At 32.0% G+C, this 16,430-nt stretch carries 19 protein-coding genes and 3 pseudogenes; 14 read left to right on the forward strand and 8 right to left on the reverse strand.

Translation table 11 applies throughout. The annotated features are described in order from the left end of the window. Window positions 1-735 precede the first annotated feature (735 nt). The 5 genes and pseudogenes from BMX64_RS15350 to BMX64_RS15365 all read right to left on the reverse strand — a co-directional run bounded on the left by BMX64_RS15350 (window position 736) and on the right by BMX64_RS15365 (window position 2,928). The gene (locus BMX64_RS15350) at window positions 736-1,203 is read right to left on the reverse strand and encodes a membrane or secreted protein (RefSeq protein ID WP_244273320.1); all 468 of its coding nucleotides are present in this window, start codon (window positions 1,201-1,203) and stop codon (window positions 736-738) included. 371 nt (window positions 1,204-1,574) lie between these two features. Next, window positions 1,575-1,934 (reverse strand): universal stress protein, encoded by a 360-nt coding sequence (locus BMX64_RS15355; RefSeq protein WP_208858992.1) that lies wholly within the window; start codon window positions 1,932-1,934, stop codon window positions 1,575-1,577. Further along, a pseudogene (locus tag BMX64_RS15905) lies at window positions 1,934-2,032 on the reverse strand (heavy metal-binding domain-containing protein); the annotation flags it as partial. The gene BMX64_RS15355 and the pseudogene BMX64_RS15905, both read right to left, overlap by 1 nt. Window positions 2,033-2,071: 39 nt before the next feature. Further along, entirely contained in the window at window positions 2,072-2,494 is a 423-nt protein-coding gene (locus tag BMX64_RS15360; protein ID WP_091174402.1) for a hypothetical protein, read from the reverse strand. An 86-nt stretch (window positions 2,495-2,580) separates the two neighbouring features. Beyond that, a complete protein-coding gene (locus BMX64_RS15365) occupies window positions 2,581-2,928 on the reverse strand; it encodes a four-helix bundle copper-binding protein (RefSeq protein ID WP_091174407.1) in 348 nt (115 codons plus the stop codon). A gap of 676 nt (window positions 2,929-3,604) precedes the next feature. Here BMX64_RS15365 and BMX64_RS15370 point away from each other — a divergent pair. The 11 genes from BMX64_RS15370 (at window position 3,605) to BMX64_RS15420 (ending at window position 13,653) form a co-directional block, all read left to right on the forward strand. Then, on the forward strand, window positions 3,605-4,183 hold the full coding sequence (locus tag BMX64_RS15370; protein ID WP_091174411.1) for a Crp/Fnr family transcriptional regulator: 579 nt from the start codon (window positions 3,605-3,607) through the stop codon (window positions 4,181-4,183). A gap of 65 nt (window positions 4,184-4,248) precedes the next feature. After that, window positions 4,249-5,268 carry an NAD-dependent epimerase/dehydratase family protein gene (locus BMX64_RS15375; protein ID WP_091174415.1) on the forward strand — a complete coding sequence of 340 codons (1,020 nt, stop codon included), beginning with the start codon at window positions 4,249-4,251 and terminating at the stop codon, window positions 5,266-5,268. Between the two features lie 7 nt (window positions 5,269-5,275). Continuing rightward, window positions 5,276-5,854, forward strand: coding sequence for an NAD(P)H-dependent oxidoreductase (locus BMX64_RS15380; RefSeq protein WP_091174418.1), 579 nt, complete (start codon window positions 5,276-5,278; stop codon window positions 5,852-5,854). Between the two features lie 659 nt (window positions 5,855-6,513). Continuing rightward, complete coding sequence (locus tag BMX64_RS15385; protein ID WP_091174421.1) at window positions 6,514-7,290, forward strand: alpha/beta fold hydrolase; 777 nt, start codon at window positions 6,514-6,516, stop codon at window positions 7,288-7,290. 296 nt (window positions 7,291-7,586) lie between these two features. Continuing rightward, window positions 7,587-8,024 (forward strand): MarR family winged helix-turn-helix transcriptional regulator, encoded by a 438-nt coding sequence (locus BMX64_RS15390; RefSeq protein ID WP_091174425.1) that lies wholly within the window; start codon window positions 7,587-7,589, stop codon window positions 8,022-8,024. A 4-nt stretch (window positions 8,025-8,028) separates the two neighbouring features. Continuing rightward, entirely contained in the window at window positions 8,029-9,063 is a 1,035-nt protein-coding gene (locus tag BMX64_RS15395) for a S41 family peptidase (protein WP_091174427.1), read from the forward strand. A gap of 280 nt (window positions 9,064-9,343) precedes the next feature. Then, window positions 9,344-9,703, forward strand: a complete 360-nt coding sequence (locus BMX64_RS15400; protein WP_091174430.1) for a VOC family protein — start codon at window positions 9,344-9,346, stop codon at window positions 9,701-9,703. An 8-nt stretch (window positions 9,704-9,711) separates the two neighbouring features. After that, a complete protein-coding gene (locus BMX64_RS15405; RefSeq protein ID WP_167543079.1) occupies window positions 9,712-10,635 on the forward strand; it encodes an SDR family oxidoreductase in 924 nt (307 codons plus the stop codon). Then, window positions 10,628-11,089, forward strand: coding sequence for a MarR family winged helix-turn-helix transcriptional regulator (locus BMX64_RS15410; RefSeq protein ID WP_091174449.1), 462 nt, complete (start codon window positions 10,628-10,630; stop codon window positions 11,087-11,089). The genes BMX64_RS15405 and BMX64_RS15410 overlap by 8 nt, the downstream gene beginning before the upstream one ends. Window positions 11,090-11,825: 736 nt before the next feature. After that, window positions 11,826-12,827: a type IV toxin-antitoxin system AbiEi family antitoxin gene (locus BMX64_RS15415; RefSeq protein WP_091174437.1), complete on the forward strand. Its 1,002-nt coding sequence runs from the start codon at window positions 11,826-11,828 to the stop codon at window positions 12,825-12,827. Beyond that, window positions 12,802-13,653, forward strand: a complete 852-nt coding sequence (locus BMX64_RS15420; RefSeq protein WP_091174441.1) for a hypothetical protein — start codon at window positions 12,802-12,804, stop codon at window positions 13,651-13,653. Before BMX64_RS15415 ends, BMX64_RS15420 begins: the two co-directional genes overlap by 26 nt. Window positions 13,654-13,795: 142 nt before the next feature. On the opposite strand, the gene BMX64_RS15970 is transcribed toward BMX64_RS15420, so the two are convergent. The 3 genes and pseudogenes from BMX64_RS15970 to BMX64_RS16030 form a co-directional block, all read right to left on the reverse strand. Continuing rightward, window positions 13,796-13,987 (reverse strand): hypothetical protein, encoded by a 192-nt coding sequence (locus BMX64_RS15970; protein ID WP_317614725.1) that lies wholly within the window; start codon window positions 13,985-13,987, stop codon window positions 13,796-13,798. 39 nt (window positions 13,988-14,026) lie between these two features. Then, on the reverse strand, window positions 14,027-14,380 hold the full coding sequence (locus BMX64_RS15975; RefSeq protein ID WP_317614726.1) for a transposase: 354 nt from the start codon (window positions 14,378-14,380) through the stop codon (window positions 14,027-14,029). Between the two features lie 229 nt (window positions 14,381-14,609). After that, window positions 14,610-14,789 (reverse strand): annotated as a pseudogene (locus BMX64_RS16030) (IS91 family transposase); the annotation flags it as partial. Window positions 14,790-14,899: 110 nt separating this feature from the next. Between BMX64_RS16030 and BMX64_RS15430 the strand changes: the two are divergent. The 3 genes and pseudogenes from BMX64_RS15430 to BMX64_RS15440 form a co-directional block, all read left to right on the forward strand. Further along, window positions 14,900-15,139, forward strand: a pseudogene (locus BMX64_RS15430) (transposase); the annotation flags it as partial. Window positions 15,140-15,455: 316 nt separating this feature from the next. Continuing rightward, the gene (locus tag BMX64_RS15435; RefSeq protein WP_091174443.1) at window positions 15,456-15,866 is read left to right on the forward strand and encodes a hypothetical protein; all 411 of its coding nucleotides are present in this window, start codon (window positions 15,456-15,458) and stop codon (window positions 15,864-15,866) included. 179 nt (window positions 15,867-16,045) lie between these two features. Continuing rightward, on the forward strand, window positions 16,046-16,351 hold the full coding sequence (locus BMX64_RS15440; RefSeq protein ID WP_091174446.1) for an NIPSNAP family protein: 306 nt from the start codon (window positions 16,046-16,048) through the stop codon (window positions 16,349-16,351). Window positions 16,352-16,430 lie beyond the last annotated feature (79 nt).

Below are 16,430 nucleotides of genomic sequence, written 5' to 3' on the forward strand. Positions count from 1 at the left end.
GAGCATTAGGGTACATTAGTATAGGACACGTTAAGCATCATATAAATATAATTAGCGAAAGGTACTTGCAAAAATAAAAGCACAAACGCCCAACACACGCCACGCTACAAGCAATTTGGGTATTAGGCTTAATTTGAAATTGGTTTTATATTTGGAAGATTTGGCAAATCCGACGAATGGGCTTAATTTAGTCCCAAACTGCGTGTCGCGCGGGAACGTCAGGCTGTGAAAAAACCTATTTTACTTTCAAAAACTTCAGATAATTCAACTCAAGAATTCAAATATAAGGTATTTAACGGGTCGTTATGTTTAGGCTGCAATTTTAGTTTGATAGAAATAGTGTTCTAAATTCAGCTTTAAATAACTCGTTTTTAGCAAAAACAAGACTTTCGCCTTGTAGGGTGAATTCCATTTTTTGAGTTTGGCAATCAGATTGCGTCTAGAGAATATCTGTTTTTTTGAAAATTCACCTTTCATTTCTATTTTCTGCATACGCAAAGGAGCTTATAGCGAGTATAAATGCTAATGCTATTATTCTCATTTCTATAATTATAAAAGTTGCATTAATCATTTTCTTCTTCTGAAATTGTTGGCTCCTATAACGAGTATTAAAAGAATAATTACTATAAAAACCCACCAAAACATGTGCATTCCCATGAAAGCATAATCTCTCATATGCATTTCTCCGTTACCGTTATTCAACATAATTCTATAGCGTTAGGGTTAAATAAATTATTAATGATGCGCTTTATGATCTTCTTTCTTTTCTGGCTTTTTATCCATTCCTTTCATTTTATTCATGTCCATTTTTTCTTTTTTCATTTTCTCCATCATTTTCATCATTTTCTCACTTCCCATCATCTCCTTACACATTCCAGCCATCATAGCGTCATCGCCTTGTGATGATTCTACCATTTTTGACATCATGCTTTTCATCATTTCAGGATTTTCTTTCATCATTGCCATCATTTTAGCATGATTTTCTTTCATCATTGTTGGATTCTTCATCATCATCTCTGACATCATACTTTTCATCATTTCCGGATTTTCCTTCATCATTCCCATCATTTTCGCATTACTATCCTTCATCATTTCCTTTTCCTTCTCCTGCATCATCATCATACCGCTTTTGCTATTCATAAGTATCCCCATCATCTCTTTTGACATACTTTCATTATTAGCAATCTCATTCATAATTTCCATTCTCTTATCTGATTTTGAGAGAACTTGGTTGGTTGACTGGCAGGAATATAGAAGACCAATTAAACCAAACGTTAATGCAACTTTTTTTTTCCGTTTTCATGATATTGAATTTATTTGTTAAACATATTAACTGTATAAAGATCTGCGTTTTAAAGCGAAAAGACCTTGTTGAATTTTCAAAAAATATATATAATTACTTCCTTTTATCATTCAATATCATTCAATAAAAAAGGAAGGACTTAACCGAATTTTATTCTTTACTTAAGAAATTTAATTCCTTACTTTAAATTATTGTCGCTGTTTCATTTTGTTACGTATAATCTCGACAGAACATTTTGCATGTAATGCCACCGCTTGCGAAACCTAGCCAATCAAAAAAAGCCTTCTATAGCTCCATGACCATGAGAACCAACGATAATCAAATCAGCACCGAATGTTTCAGCTTCTTTGAGTATTGCACTTTTTGGAGAACCACCAATAACCATTGTAGTTACAATTAAAGCCGGATTTTTATCACGTAAAATTTTCTCTGCGCCTTTAAAAGCGTTGTGATCAACTTCAGTATAATATTCATGTAAAACTCCCATTGGCTCAAGAGTATTTATTAGCAACATTCTTTCATAAACAGAAACAATACACACTTCGGTTTTTGGCGGCAATGGTCTGTTGGCAATTTCATTAATTGCTGTTTTACTATATTTTGAACCATCGGTTGCTAGTAGAATTTTCATTCTTTTTTTTCCACTAAATTCATTCCGCATTTAGGACATTTTCCGGGTTTATCCGAAGAAACTTGTGGGTGCATTGGGCAGGTGTACTTTTTTTGAGTTTCCATTTTTTTTATATTTTAATGTTGTTTGTATTTGTTTTATTTGGACATATCCATATTTTTATCCATTCCAGTCATTTTGTGTGATTGCATTTTTTTATCTTTCATCATATCCATCATTTTAGGATTATCCATCATCGATTTATACATTTCAGACATCATCGTAGTATCTGTTTTAGATGCTTCCATCATTTCGGTCATCATTCCTTTCATCATATCTGGATTATCCTTCATCATTTTCATCATATTTTCGTGATTTGTCATCATCATTTTTCCTTTACTACTGTTCATCATCGCTTGCATCATATCTTTAGACATATCGCTATTGTTTGCAATAGTATCCATAATTGCCTTTTTTGTATCTGAATTTGAAAGAATTTGATTTACATCAGTTTTGGATTGGCACGATGTAAACAAACCAATCGATACAATAATTAATGTGATTTTTTGTAATGTTTTCATAGTTTATAATTTTGATTGTTTAAAATCTCTTAAATAATTTCTCAAAAAGAAACTTTATTTAAGAGATTTAAATACTCATATTTTACTCATGATACTGTACTTAACTTACTCATATTGCTGCATTCAACAGCACATTTGCGACAGGCTTCAGCACAATTTTTGCAATGTTCCATGTGTGCATGTTTTTCACATTCTTCAGCACAAGCAGTGCAAATTTCGGCACATAATTTGCATATTTTTTCGGCAAATTCGCTTCCGCTTGCCATAGCCTGCATGGCAAATAAACAAATAGCTGCACAATCATGATTTAGTTTTATGCAACGCGCTAACATTTTTACGTCTTGTTCATTTAAGCATTCACTTTCACAATGGGAACATTCTACTGCACATTCTGAACATGCATCGATACAATCTTGAAATTTTTGATGACTCATCTTTTTTAAATTTAAATTGCAAATTAATTTTCGCAGTATAAAGGTAGCTTTTTAACTTGAAAAAGTATTGTGAAATTCTAATAAAAATTGCGTAATTTACACATTATCAGTAATTTATCTTGGTTTTATAAAAAATGTAATTGCAAAAAAAGGACACTTGTCTTTTAGAACAAGCATCCCCGCTCTTTGAAGTGTTCTTATGAAATGCTGCGCGAACGTCTTTGACTTCGAGCATTTTTTTCTATTTCTTATAAATTCTAAATATGATAAAAGTCCCTGCTGCTCGACTAGTACATAAATGTTTTGCAGGGCATTCTTTGCATTTTTAGGTTCGGTATTTTTAAATTCATAACTCTCTTTTGAATTATTTTTTTTATGCCCGACCTTCAGTCTTGAGCGTTTTTACAGCAAAATCGAGTTCATGGAGGTCAATATATTCGACAAAGGCATCTATAAGCCGCACCTGATTATCGGGACGTATAGTATCTTCTAAACTTGAAAAACGCATGTGTTGACGGGAAATACCTGTGATGTGTTGCATTCTTAAAAATACGAAAAATCTTCTTTTTATACTAGTATTTTGTTACATTTGATGATAATACAACGGAGGTTTTTTCACAGACTGACGCTATGCGTCACCTTGTCAAAACCACTTCGAAGGAACAGAAAACTAAAAATGAAAGACGATAGCTTAAGACACTTTTTGCAGTCCTTCAATATATTGACAGATATTGAAATTGACGATTTCCTGCACCTTTTAACGTATAAAATCTTCAAAAAGGCGGAGTATTTTATTAAAGAAGGCGAAACTTGCAAACAAGTAGCATTTGTTTTAACAGGCAGCCTGCGTTCTTATTATACGTCCGACAAAGAGGAAGAAGTTACTTATTGTATCACTTTTCCAAACAGTTTAATGACTGCTTATTCTTCATTTGTGACTTCACAGCCGACAATGGAAAACATACAAGCTATTACAAAAACTGAATTATTAATCATTCCTAAGGACAAGTTTGAAAAATTAGTACAACAAAAACCTAATTGGGTCTATTTCTTAAAAACAATAGCAGAACAACAATACATTGAATTAGAAAAAAGAATATTTCAATTGCAAAAAAGCGATGCCACTAAACGATATACAGACTTAATGAAAAATCATCCAGAGTATGTTCAAAAAATTCCTATACAATATTTAGCCTCTTACTTAGGTATTTCACAACGACATTTAAGCAGAATACGAAAAGAATGTACTTTTTAGACATTTGTCCTATTTTCAAAGTTTGATAGGATTTAGCTTTGCACATCTAAACTTAAACTAAAGAAATGAGCAAAACAATTTTAATTATAGGTGGAACTGGTTTGATTGGAAAAACTATTCATGAAATGCTTTCGAGCAGAAACCCAGCTTTAAAAATTTTAATCGGAACAAGAAATAAGGGTACCAATCCAAATCATGTTCAAATTGATATAAATGACAAAAACTCTTTTGAATCATTATACAAACATTCAATCAATCTAATCATACTTTGTACAAAAGACCCCGATAATAATGCTTTAGATTATGCAATAAAATCTAAAATTGATTATATCGATATTACAAAACCGACAAGTGAACTAGTAAAATCTTTAGATTTTACTGAGAAAAGAACCATTGAAAGTAAAATTGTATTTAGTTCCGGATGGATGGGTGGTATTGCACCATTGCTATTATATTCAAAAGGTGTTTTAGCAAATGATGTCAAAAATGTTGAAATTTTGGTTTATTATTCTACTAAAGATAAAGCTGGGAAAAGTTCGGCAGATTTTATGGCTGAAAATGTAAGCAAACCATTTAATTTCTATAAAAATAATACTAAGGTTAATACCAAGCATTTTTTAAATTCAAAGTATCATGTTTTTAATTTTGACGGTAAAAACAGGAAAGTTTATGATTTTGATATTCCAGATTTATATATTTTTAATCAAATAGAAAAGATACCAACTGTTTCTGCCAAACTGACCTTTGATTCTAACCTCATTACTTCTGCTTTAGGCATCATGCAAAAAATAAATTTCTTTAAAATTTTAAATTTTAAAGAACGAAAATTAATATTTGGAGGAAGCGGTAGTGGAGATGTTTCAACCTTTGAAATTTTTGTCTCACACAGTAATTCTAAACAAGAAAAAGTTGTTTTAAAATGTCAAAAAGGTCAATCGGAATTGACCTCTTTTTCCACTGTACTACATGTTGAAAAAATACTTGAAAACAGTTTTCAGAACAGTGTTTATTTTAGCCATCAACTACACAACCCAAAAGATTTTACAGTTTTATTAACTTCAAATAGCTCAATATCTATATATTAAAGAATTTATGAAAAAAATAGTAATTATAAATGGTCATCCAAACAAAGAAAGTTTGAGCTTTGCATTTGCAAAAGCCTATAATAAAGGTGCTACAAATTCAGGGGCAGAAGTCAAAGAAATAATAATTGCAGACCTCAATTTCAATCCAAATCTGCAATTTGGGTATCAAAAAAGAACAGAATTGGAGCCAGACCTTTTGGACGCTTGGAAAAAAATTAAATGGGCAGACCATTTAGTTTGGATTCACCCTGTTTGGTGGGGTGGACTTCCTGCGATTATGAAAGGATTTATTGATAGACTTTTTTTGCCAGGCTTTGCATTTCAGTACAGAGAAAACTCAATACTATGGGACAAATTATTAAAAGGTAAAACAGCTCATATTATTACGACACTTGACCAACCGAGCTGGTATTATTGGTTGATATACGGCAGGCCAAGTGTCAATCAATTAAAAAAATCAACATTAGAATTTTGTGGAATTAATCCAGTTAAAGTTTCATACTTTGGCATAATTAAAAACTCAAAAGATACAACAAGACAAAAATGGATTTCAGCGGTTGAAAAATTTGGGAAACAAAATAAATAAATAAATAAATAAAGACGAATGCCTAACCGCTAGAATGTCGTTGCGTACGCAGTACCAACAGTGAAATTCCTGTTGAACAGCCTGTCCCGCTTTTTCGGGAGAACCGCTCTACATCCATCCCTTATGGGTTTTTTGATAAATGTGTAAGAAGAATTTCAAGAGGCCATTGCCCCAGCTATCGCCCAAATCCTTTCGTGTGGTACTTAACCTGAATGCTCAGAATGGTAGATAAGAATAGAGCTAAGTGTAGCCTGATTTTTAGGTATTTACCTTTTATCGAAGATTTATGAGCTTAGGAGTGATTGTGATAAAAATGGTAATTGGAAGAGTGTAGGAGCAACAGGTAGAAAGATGCTGAGATGAGGTGTATTTATTTGTTTTGATAATTTGTAATAAAAAAACTATACATTAGCAAAACAATAAATACTGACGTTTTTCAGACATAGCAACCCAATTTTGGGTAGATATGTCGGACGCTATCAGAGATATATACAAGTTAGCGGTAATTCCCCCTAGACTCACTTCCTAACCCTTAAGCTAACGGTGGAAAGTGGAATGAATTTTTAAAGATTAACACACGTTCGTAAATAGTTGATTTACAAAATATTAAAAATAAAAATAAAAAAAACGTTAATTAAAATTTTACAAACAGACACTTTATGAACAAATTTGACCATCAAAAAGGACGACATTTCAGCATAGACGAAGTAAAAATTTACTATGAAGAAATTGGCAATCCAGACAAGCCTGTTTTAATTTTTCTTCACGGAGGTTTTGGAAATATGGAAGATTTCAATTCTGTAGTTCCACTTTTAGTAGACGATTTTAGGATAATTGGCATAGACAGTAGAGGACAAGGAAAATCTTCTCTTGGAGCAGACAATCTAACTTATGAGCGTATTCAGCTTGACATTGAGGCTTTGCTACAATCGCTAAACATCAACGATATAACAATTATTGGGTTTAGCGATGGTGGAACTACTGCTTACAGAATGGCAATTGAAAGTTCTATAAAAATAAAAAAACTTGTTGCTATTGGTACAACTTGGAACATCAAAGATTCATTATCGACCGAAGAAATATTTTTGAAAATAACGGCTGATAGTTGGAAAGCAAAATTTCCAGAAAGTTTTGATAGCTATCAGAGATTAAATCCCGAACCTGATTTTGAAAAGCTAACGAAATCAATGATAGCGTTATGGCTTGACAGAACAGCAACGGGATTTCCAAATGAAAATGTGAGTAAAATAAATTGTCCGACACTTATCGTAAGAGGCGACAAAGACCATTTATTTTCTAGGGAAAGTGTTTGCGAAGTTGCAGGACTTATAGACAATTCAGTACTTTTAAATATTCCTTCCGCAGGACATTTAGCGTATGAAGACCAATTGGAAATATTTATTAAGACTTTGAAACAATTTTTAAACGAACAATAAGAACTACCGCTAACACTTGCTCACAAGAGATTTGGGCAATTGGTTTAATGGAAAATTGGTTTTGTATTTGGGTTGTTTTGGCAAATCCGAAGACAAGGCTTAATTTAACCCCAAACCTCTTGTAGCAAGGGAACGTTAGCAGTAAGCAATCCTCAGAATTACGCAAAACTCTCAAAAACCAAAAAAAATTATTCCAAAGAATATCTCTTGAATAAAAAAACTTAAAAACTTAAAATAATTTTTATTTTTTTATTTTATATTGATATATCAATTATATTTGTATCAAATATATTAATATGAATATTAAAAACCCAACAGGAACAGTGCTTTATTCTATAGAGCAAGCGATTAAGGAGTATAGGAAAGTATCACAGAAAAATATTGATAAAATTGTAAAAGATATTACAATAGATCAATGTTTAGTATTGATAATCCTCAACAAGGATGAGAGAATTTCCCAAAATGAATTGGCAAATCTTATATTTAAAGACAATGCATCCATCACGAGAATGATTGAATTAATGGTTAAAAAAGATTATTTAAACAGAACTATTCATAAGGAGGACAGAAGAAAATTTAATCTTGAAATAACCGAAAAAGGAAAGAAAACTATAGAATTAATAAACCCAATTGTACAAGTAAATAGGGAAACAGCGCTATATGGTTTGTCACAGGAAGAAATTAATTTACTCGATAAAACTTTAAATAAAATAATTACTAATTGCAAAATTTAAAAAAATGAAAACATTATTTAATCTATTATTAATTTACGTTGTTATCTGCTTCAACTTAAGAGCAAATGCCCAAGATTTTACTGAACGAAATAAACAAATATTGGAAATGGCTGAAAACATTAAGGAATATTACATTTTCGAAGATGTAGCAAATCAACTTTCTGAAAAATTAAAATCAGAAATAGAACTTAAAACTTTTGAAAGTCTTACTGACAAAGAATTTGCTAAATCTCTTTCCTCCTATTTAACTATAAATGGAAATGATTTACATTTCAATGTGTTATATCGTCCAAGTCAAGAGGAAAAAAAAATAGTCAATGAAAAAGAAATGTTACAAAAATATGATTCCATTAATAGACAATGGAATTATGGATTTGAAAAAGTTACAAGATTAGATGGAAATATTGGTTATATTGAATACACAGGATTTCCTGAAGGAAATAAATCTGCTCAACAAATTCTTGATGCAACAATGAATTTTGTTTCAAATACCAATGCATTAATTATAGATTTAAGAAACAATCAAGGTGGAGATGGTAAAATGGTCAAACTATTTTTAAGTTATTTTTTTGAAAATAAAATAAAGTTAAGTGAACATTACACAAGATACAATGACAAAACAATAAAACACTTCACAATGCAAAAAGTAAATGGCAAGAAGTATTTAAACAAGCCAATATATATTCTTGTAAACAATAAAACGATTTCTGCTGCTGAATCATTAGCATATAATTTACAACAAAATAAAATTGCGAAAATAATTGGAGATAAAACATATGGTGCAGCAAATCCTGTAAAAGTATTTTTTATTGGCAACAAATATCATTTATTTATCCCAATTTCAGAAGAAAAAAATTCAATCACAAATACTAATTGGGAACATGCCGGAATAGATGCAGATGTAAAAATAAATTCTGAAAAAGCATTAATAAAAGCGCAAATTATAGCACTTGAAAATATATTAAAATCAAATACAAAAACAGAATTAACTGAAACCGAAATTAAAGAAAAAATTTTGAAATTAAAAGAGCAATTGTAGACAAATTTTGCCTACTGCTAACACACGCTACAAGCAATTTGGGTTTTAGGCTTAATTTGAAATTGGTTTTGTATTTGGAAGATTTGGCAAATCCGAAAATAGGGCTTAATTTAGTCCCAAACCCGCTGTAGTAGCGAGACGGTTGGCGGTAATGCGTACGTACCGACCTCGCCGCCTAAAAACACCATCATTTTTTTAGACAAAAAAACAAATTTGAAAAAAGATTTGTTTATTGTTGTCGCATATACTATATTTGCGACAACAATTTAAAATAAATATAATGATACAATTAACATTTGCATCTCTTCAAGTAAGAGATTTAGAAGCATCAAAAGCATTCTACACTAACAAATTAGGATTTGAAATTGATAGCACTAATCCACAAGCCTGTGTTTTTAAATACAATCAAGGACAAGCAAGTTTTGCTATTCGTACACCACTTGAACCACTGGATGGAAAAGAATTAGGAATTGGCGTAGCACTTTGGTTTGCAGTGGACGAAAATGTGGACGAATTGAAAGAAAAATTAAGTACAAATGGAGTTGCCACTACAGGTCCAATTATAGAAACGCCTTTTGGTAGAGCATTCCACGTAAAAGACATTGATGGATATAAACTTACTTTCTTAAATTCAAAATAAAAATGGATATGAACAATAAAATATTAATCACAGGTGCTACAGGAAGTTTAGGTAGTATGCTTATCAACCTTTTAAAAGAGAAGATCGAAATTACAAATCTTGCTGTATTGGTTAGAGACGAAAAAAATGAATTGGCAAAACAATATGCTTATGAAGGTATTGAGGTACTAATTGGAGATTATGCCAATTTGGAAAGTTTGGAAAGGGCTTTTAAAGACATTGATACTTTATACTTCGTTTCTGGTGGAGACGATAATGAACGAGCAAAACTTCATAAAAACGTAGTTGATTCAGCAAAAAAGAATGGTATTAAGCACATTTTATATACAAGTGCTGTGTGGAAAGACGAAAGTGATTCTTCGCCATTGGCAAATCTTGTGGATTCTCATTTACAAACTGAAAATTGTATTAAAACGTCAGGAATCACTTATACAATTTTGAAACATAATTTATATGCCGAAGTAATTGAAATGATGATAGGAGATAAAAGCCAACTGCTAAAAACCAAAAACATTTATTTGCCAACAGCAAATGGACTAACTTCTTTTGTACCTAAAAAAGATTTAGCAGAAGTAGAAGTAAATATTCTTTTGAACCCTTCATCCTATTCTAATAAAACATTAGAATTTAATGGGAGTGAACAAATTTCCTTTTCCGAAATTGCTAAAAAAATATCTGAAATTATAAAAGAACCTATTCAGTATATTTCCCCAACAGAAAATGAATTTAAAGAACAAATGACTAAATTTGGTTTACCAAGTCATATTATCGAAATACTCAAAACTTTCAGTACAGCAATTGCTAACAGAGAATTTGACCAACAATCAAATGATTTAGAAAGAGTTTTAGGGAGAAAAACAACTTCATTATCCGAGTTTTTACAACGTATAAGTAATGTCAACTCAAAAATGCTACTTAAAGATTATGCCTAAAAAAATTGAATTTAATTTTAAAAGCCCAAACGAAAGTCCTGGATATTTACTCGGACAACTTACTTTGTTGTGGCAACGAAAACAAAAAAAGGTTTTAGACCCATTAGATTTGACACAAACGCAATTTGCTCTGTTATGTGCATTAGCTTGGCTTTCAAACAACAGTAATAATGTAACGCAAATTGACATTGCCAATCAAACAAATTTTGACAGAATGATGGTGTCAAAAGTTTTAAGGACATTAGAAGAAAAGAAATTTGTAACCCGACAAGAACACGAAATAGACACAAGAGCCAAAACCATTCGACTAACAAATATCGGAGAAAAAGTTTTGCAAAAAGCAGTCATTGAAATAGAAAATGCTGACAGTGTTTTTTTTGTTTCGTTGGACATTAAACTTGAACAATTCAACAAGAATATGGTGCAACTTATAGACAAAAATAAGACCGAATAAAAGCACTACCGCCAACAGCTAAGCTTTCGTTGCGTGCGTAGAACGAACAATTAAAGCTGTGTTGAACAGCCTGTCCCGCTTTTTCGGGAGAATCGCTCTACATCCATTCCTTATGGGGTTTTCGATAAATGTGTAAGAAGAATTTCAAGAGGCAATTACTCGTTTCTAACGAGTGCCTACTTTCCTTATATAACAAATCATAGCGTTTGCAACGCGGCTCACTAAACAGAGCCCGCGCGCGGAATTGCATTCCGTGCCTATTCCTATTAGCAAATAAAGAATTACTCCAAATCCCTCGACCGCCAGTGGAAAATGAAATGCTGCACTAAAAATGAAACTCCATTAAATAAAAACAGCATTTAGTCTGGCCAAAAATACCGTTAATACAGGAGTTCCTTCTGTAGTAAGAGAACAAATTGGGTAGTTAAAGGGTAGAGAGAACGATCCAAATTAAATAAAAGATCTAATTTAGGAGCTTTGTAAGTACAAAAGTTATGCTTCGAAACAATTAGCGGCGCTATAATCTTACGTTACCCCATTAACTTTTGTGTACCCAGTTGATGAAGTTTTACACACGAACAAAGTGAATTAACAAAGCATCCTTCAAGTTTTGTTGTTATTGGCACATATTTTATTCTTTTTGAAGATATTTTGTTCTTTTCTTACGTTAATATATTACTTTTGTTCACAAATAAAACCTGTTCACGTTTACGTGAACGATAAAAATAAGTGAACAATGAACCCGCAAGAGATAATTCACAACGCATTATATAATATCCGGACAAAAGCAAATATCATTGGAAAATGGAAGGATGCTGAAGGTCAAGACAGGATTGATGGGGAACTAAAACTAGAAATAGACAACCATACAATCCGTCTTTTTACGGATATAAAAACCGAAATAAGAACCATTCATCTCAATAAAATAGAAGAACTGGCCAAAGAATATCATCCGTTTATTGTGGTGGCGCAAAGAATATTCCCTAAAATAAAAGATGAACTCCGCAAAAGAAATATTGCCTATTTAGAAGCGAATGGAAATATTTACTTGAAAGAGAAAGGGTTATTTTTATGGATAGAAGCTAATAATCCCATTGAAGTCAAAGATAAAACAACTAATAGGGCCTTTACAAAAACAGGTTTAAAAGTGGTGTATCAATTCCTGATAAACGAAGAGTGGATTAATTATACCTACAGACAAATTGCTGAACAAACCAATACCGGAATTGGAAATGTAAATAACATCTTTACAGGCTTGAAACAGGAAGGATACCTATTGCAGCTAAACAAAGAGCAATATAAATTGGAGAATAAAAAGAAGCTACTAGAAAAATGGATAATGGAATATGAAAAACGCCTAAAACCAACACTAACAATTGGAACATTTCGTTTTCTAAAAGAAGATGATTTCTATAATTGGAAAAAGTTGCAACTACAAAATGGTAAAACTTGCTGGGGTGGTGAACCCGCCGGTGATATATTTACAAATTATTTACGTCCGGAAGAACTAACAATTTATACAATAGAAACCAGAGGCGATTTAATGAAAAATTATCGTCTAGTTCCTGATATCAATGGAAATGTAAAAATTTTTAAAAAGTTCTGGGAAAATGAAGATGTAAATAATAATGTAGTTCATCCATTATTAGCATATACAGATTTAATAAATAAAGGAGATAGAAGATGCACCGAAACAGCACAAAAAATATACGATGAGTACCTACAAGATAAATTTTAAACAATTACGCCAGCAACCTCAACTTTCTGAAATGCTTTCAGCATTAGAAAGAGGCTTAAACAAATTCGATATTGACTTCTATTTGGTTGGTGCAGTAGCCCGAGATCTTTGGATGAGTGCCATTAATAATATTCCACCTAGCAGAATCACGGGAGATATTGATTTTGCTGTTTTTATTGGTGACAAAGGAACTTATGATAATTTGAAAAAGTACCTAATCGAAGTGGAAGGTTTTTCACCATATAAGGGTAATGCTTTTGTCTTGGTTTGGAAAGGTTTTATACAAGTAGATTTGCTTCCGTTCGGTGAAATTGAAGACAAGAATGTGGGGGTTACCATTGAAGGTAGTGGGTTGACAAGTCTCAATATGCCCGGATTCAAAGAAATCTATGATGATGGTTTGCCAGTGGTGGAACTGGAAGAAATACATAAATTCAAATTCTGTACACTTCCCGGAATAGTGATTTTAAAATTAGTTGCTTGGCAAGACAGACCTGAAATCAGAAGGGATGACATAAAAGATGTGAGTAATATATTAAAACATTTTTTCGATATGTACGCAGAGGAAATCTTTGAGAACCACAACGATCTTTTTGGCGACAATACTTTCGAATTACATTTAATCGCCGCTAGAGTAATGGGAAGAGAGATTAACAAAATTGCTAAACGCAATGAGATACTGCACAATAGATTGAAGGATTTATTGGAAGTCAGCACAAATAATAAGGATATTGAAATTGCAAGAATTATGGTAGAATTTTATGAAAACACCATCGAAGATAATTTAGCCATATTAGAACAGATAAAAATTGGATATTTAGAATAAACCATTGCATTATAAACATCACGCGCAACCCCAGCTCCCCGAAGTGTTCTTTTCTAACGCTGCGCAAATGTCTCTGACTTTGCGCCATTTTAAAATTTCATTGAACCTTATGTCTGTAAAAGTCTCCGACTTTTAAACTAAATCAATACAAATTATATTTTGTAAATGATTTAGAATTAAAAACATTCACCACAGGATTATCAGCTTTTTCAATGGTAAGTAGCCCGGAATTATCAACATAATTACTTGCACTTGAATAAATATACGCTGATGCCCTTGCTACAAGACCTAACCTTACCGGATTTAAATGGATATAATCTAATTTTGACCACATAAATTCATTAGAATAAATTTCTTCTGCATGATTTCCATATTACCAGAATTGATACTCTTTATTTCTGCTATGGGCTTGTGTTGCCAATTTAAAGCGTTCCAATGCTTTCAGAACTATTTGTATTTTCTCTAAAATTGATTTTGCTGTAAATTTTTTAAAATCTCTAATTAATTCAGATAGTTTCTCCTCTTGTGACTGTATTATCAAATGGATATGATTGCTGATTATAACATAGCCATACAAAATCATTCCTTTATTTTTGATGCAATAATCCAAACTTTCAATTACAATAGCTCTATAAGTTTGTCTTGTAAAAACATCAATCCAATCTACAACTGTGGCAGTTATAAAATGCGGTAACGTTTGATCACGAATTACGTATCCTTCTTTCATTTTTTTTATAAATATACCGTATTTGTTTTATCCGATTCAAAAACATTTCGTGAAAAGTCATGAGACTTTTATGAGATTTAGGGTTTATTTAAGCATAAAAAAATTGCGCAAAATCAGAGACATTTGCGCAGCTTTTCATGGGAACACTTCGAGTAGCGGGGGTGGTTTCAGCTTGGTTTTCTTTAGTGTTTTCCGTCACTTTTCGGCATACCTGCCTTTACCCGTAAAGTTAGTTTTCACAGCGATTCGAGTTTTGACTAACGCTAAGATACCAAGCAGGTGGGCCACGCTGGTCAAAAACCGCTATTCGATGCAAATTGCCTGTTTTACAACAAGGACATTTGGGTAAAAAAGGCTTTCTTTCTGCTTTTTCCAGTACTTTCACTTGGAGTTTCTCCTGCAAAAATCTTCGATAAAAGATAAAGACCTAAAAATCAGACTACACTTAGCTCTATTCTTATCTACCATTCTGAGCATTCAGGTTAAGTACCACACGAAAGGATTCGTGCGATAGCTGGGGAATATTTAGGGCGATACACTCACAAAATTGCCATTAGTAACCACCGAATCAAAAATATTGATGGGCAGAATGTCACTTTTGACTACAAGGATTATCGAATGGCGGGAGCTAAAAAGCAAATGACACTGACGCATCGGGAGTTTATCAGCCGGTTTGCATTGCATATTTTGCCCAAGGGATTTGTCAAGATTCGTCATTACGGTTTTTTGAGCAGTACTTGGAAACGACAAAAACTTAAACTTATGAGCTTAGGAGTGATTGTGATAAAAATGGTAATTGGAATAGTAGGAGGAAGAGATACAAAGATGCTGAGATGTATTTATTTGTTTTGATAATTTGTAATAAAAAAACTATACATTAGCAAAACAATAAATACTGACGTTTGTCAGACATAGCAACCCAATTTTGAGTAGATATGTCGGACGCTATCAGATATATATACGAGTTGTGCGTCATTTTGCCCGAACGAAACGAAAATAGAAATTAAACTTATGATAAATTGAGATACAAAAGTGAATCCAAATTATCAATTTAAAAAAAATAAAGAATATCATTATGAGAAAAATATTTATCGAAATTTCAAAATCAATCTTTCTAGTTTTAACTCTTTTAATACTTACTCAAAGTTGTAACGAAAACAAAACTATTAAATATTTAAAACTAAATGATAACCAAACGCTTAAAAAAGGAGAATGGTTAAGCTCATCAGACTCATTAGCAGGAATTAGTATTAGGGGGAGAAAAATAGCTTTTTTCAAAAAAATGGTATTTAATTCCGAAGATATTTGCGAATTTTCTATTATAGATTCGATACATAAAAATGACAATTCAGAAAAGAAGATCGGGATGTTTTTATTAGTGGTCAAAAATAAAGACACTACAAAATACAAAATTCTAAAAAGAAACGAGAAGTTACTTGTAATGGAAAATAAAAACAAAACAGAAACTTATAAATTCTGGAGATAAAAACGAACGCACAACAGCTGTTTTGAGCTAGTGTGTGATTTAGTGGAATTACCGTTTCGTATCATATTTTCTGCAAAGCCGAAAATTGAAAGGTTACGAACCACACACCATCTCAAAGCAGCGGAACGTTAGGCGTTATGCTAAAAAGACCATCGAGTTTAACCAAATAATAAACAATTATGATAACGTGTCATTTAAAATACACTATTGACCGTTACCAAGTTCCACTATTTGAACAATATGGCAAACTTTGGATAGATTTAGTAAATCGTTTCGGTGTACAACATCATGGTTATTTTTCACCAAGCGAAGGAGCTAACAATATTCCGTATGCCTTATTTTCGTTTCCTAGTTTAGCCGAATATGAAAGGTATAGAAAATCAAAATTGACAGACAAGGAGTGTATCGAAGCTTTTAAACTTGTAGAACAATCTAAGGGTATATTAAGTTATGAAGGTACGTTTTTAAGACCTGTTTTAAAGTAAAAATAAACAATGCAAAGACCAGAAATTTCAGAATATAAATCTTATTTTCAGTACTATATTGACCTAGTTGATAAAGGTA

Origin of the sequence: Flavobacterium sinopsychrotolerans (genome assembly GCF_900110375.1) — a bacterium.
Lineage (GTDB): Bacteria > Bacteroidota > Bacteroidia > Flavobacteriales > Flavobacteriaceae > Flavobacterium > Flavobacterium sinopsychrotolerans.

What these genes read in the sequence shown, in the direction of transcription:
- BMX64_RS15350 (WP_244273320.1), bottom strand. Translation starts at nt 1,203, where the DNA reads ATGGAAATTATGAATGAGATTGCTAATAATGAAAGTATGTCAAAAGAG.
- BMX64_RS15355 (WP_208858992.1), bottom strand. Translation starts at nt 1,934, where the DNA reads ATGAAAATTCTACTAGCAACCGATGGTTCAAAATATAGTAAAACAGCA.
- BMX64_RS15360 (WP_091174402.1), bottom strand. Translation starts at nt 2,494, where the DNA reads ATGAAAACATTACAAAAAATCACATTAATTATTGTATCGATTGGTTTG.
- BMX64_RS15365 (WP_091174407.1), bottom strand. Translation starts at nt 2,928, where the DNA reads ATGAGTCATCAAAAATTTCAAGATTGTATCGATGCATGTTCAGAATGT.
- BMX64_RS15370 (WP_091174411.1), top strand. Translation starts at nt 3,605, where the DNA reads ATGAAAGACGATAGCTTAAGACACTTTTTGCAGTCCTTCAATATATTG.
- BMX64_RS15375 (WP_091174415.1), top strand. Translation starts at nt 4,249, where the DNA reads ATGAGCAAAACAATTTTAATTATAGGTGGAACTGGTTTGATTGGAAAA.
- BMX64_RS15380 (WP_091174418.1), top strand. Translation starts at nt 5,276, where the DNA reads ATGAAAAAAATAGTAATTATAAATGGTCATCCAAACAAAGAAAGTTTG.
- BMX64_RS15385 (WP_091174421.1), top strand. Translation starts at nt 6,514, where the DNA reads ATGAACAAATTTGACCATCAAAAAGGACGACATTTCAGCATAGACGAA.
- BMX64_RS15390 (WP_091174425.1), top strand. Translation starts at nt 7,587, where the DNA reads ATGAATATTAAAAACCCAACAGGAACAGTGCTTTATTCTATAGAGCAA.
- BMX64_RS15395 (WP_091174427.1), top strand. Translation starts at nt 8,029, where the DNA reads ATGAAAACATTATTTAATCTATTATTAATTTACGTTGTTATCTGCTTC.
- BMX64_RS15400 (WP_091174430.1), top strand. Translation starts at nt 9,344, where the DNA reads ATGATACAATTAACATTTGCATCTCTTCAAGTAAGAGATTTAGAAGCA.
- BMX64_RS15405 (WP_167543079.1), top strand. Translation starts at nt 9,712, where the DNA reads ATGAACAATAAAATATTAATCACAGGTGCTACAGGAAGTTTAGGTAGT.
- BMX64_RS15410 (WP_091174449.1), top strand. Translation starts at nt 10,628, where the DNA reads ATGCCTAAAAAAATTGAATTTAATTTTAAAAGCCCAAACGAAAGTCCT.
- BMX64_RS15415 (WP_091174437.1), top strand. Translation starts at nt 11,826, where the DNA reads ATGAACCCGCAAGAGATAATTCACAACGCATTATATAATATCCGGACA.
- BMX64_RS15420 (WP_091174441.1), top strand. Translation starts at nt 12,802, where the DNA reads ATGAGTACCTACAAGATAAATTTTAAACAATTACGCCAGCAACCTCAA.
- BMX64_RS15970 (WP_317614725.1), bottom strand. Translation starts at nt 13,987, where the DNA reads ATGTGGTCAAAATTAGATTATATCCATTTAAATCCGGTAAGGTTAGGT.
- BMX64_RS15975 (WP_317614726.1), bottom strand. Translation starts at nt 14,380, where the DNA reads ATGAAAGAAGGATACGTAATTCGTGATCAAACGTTACCGCATTTTATA.
- BMX64_RS15435 (WP_091174443.1), top strand. Translation starts at nt 15,456, where the DNA reads ATGAGAAAAATATTTATCGAAATTTCAAAATCAATCTTTCTAGTTTTA.
- BMX64_RS15440 (WP_091174446.1), top strand. Translation starts at nt 16,046, where the DNA reads ATGATAACGTGTCATTTAAAATACACTATTGACCGTTACCAAGTTCCA.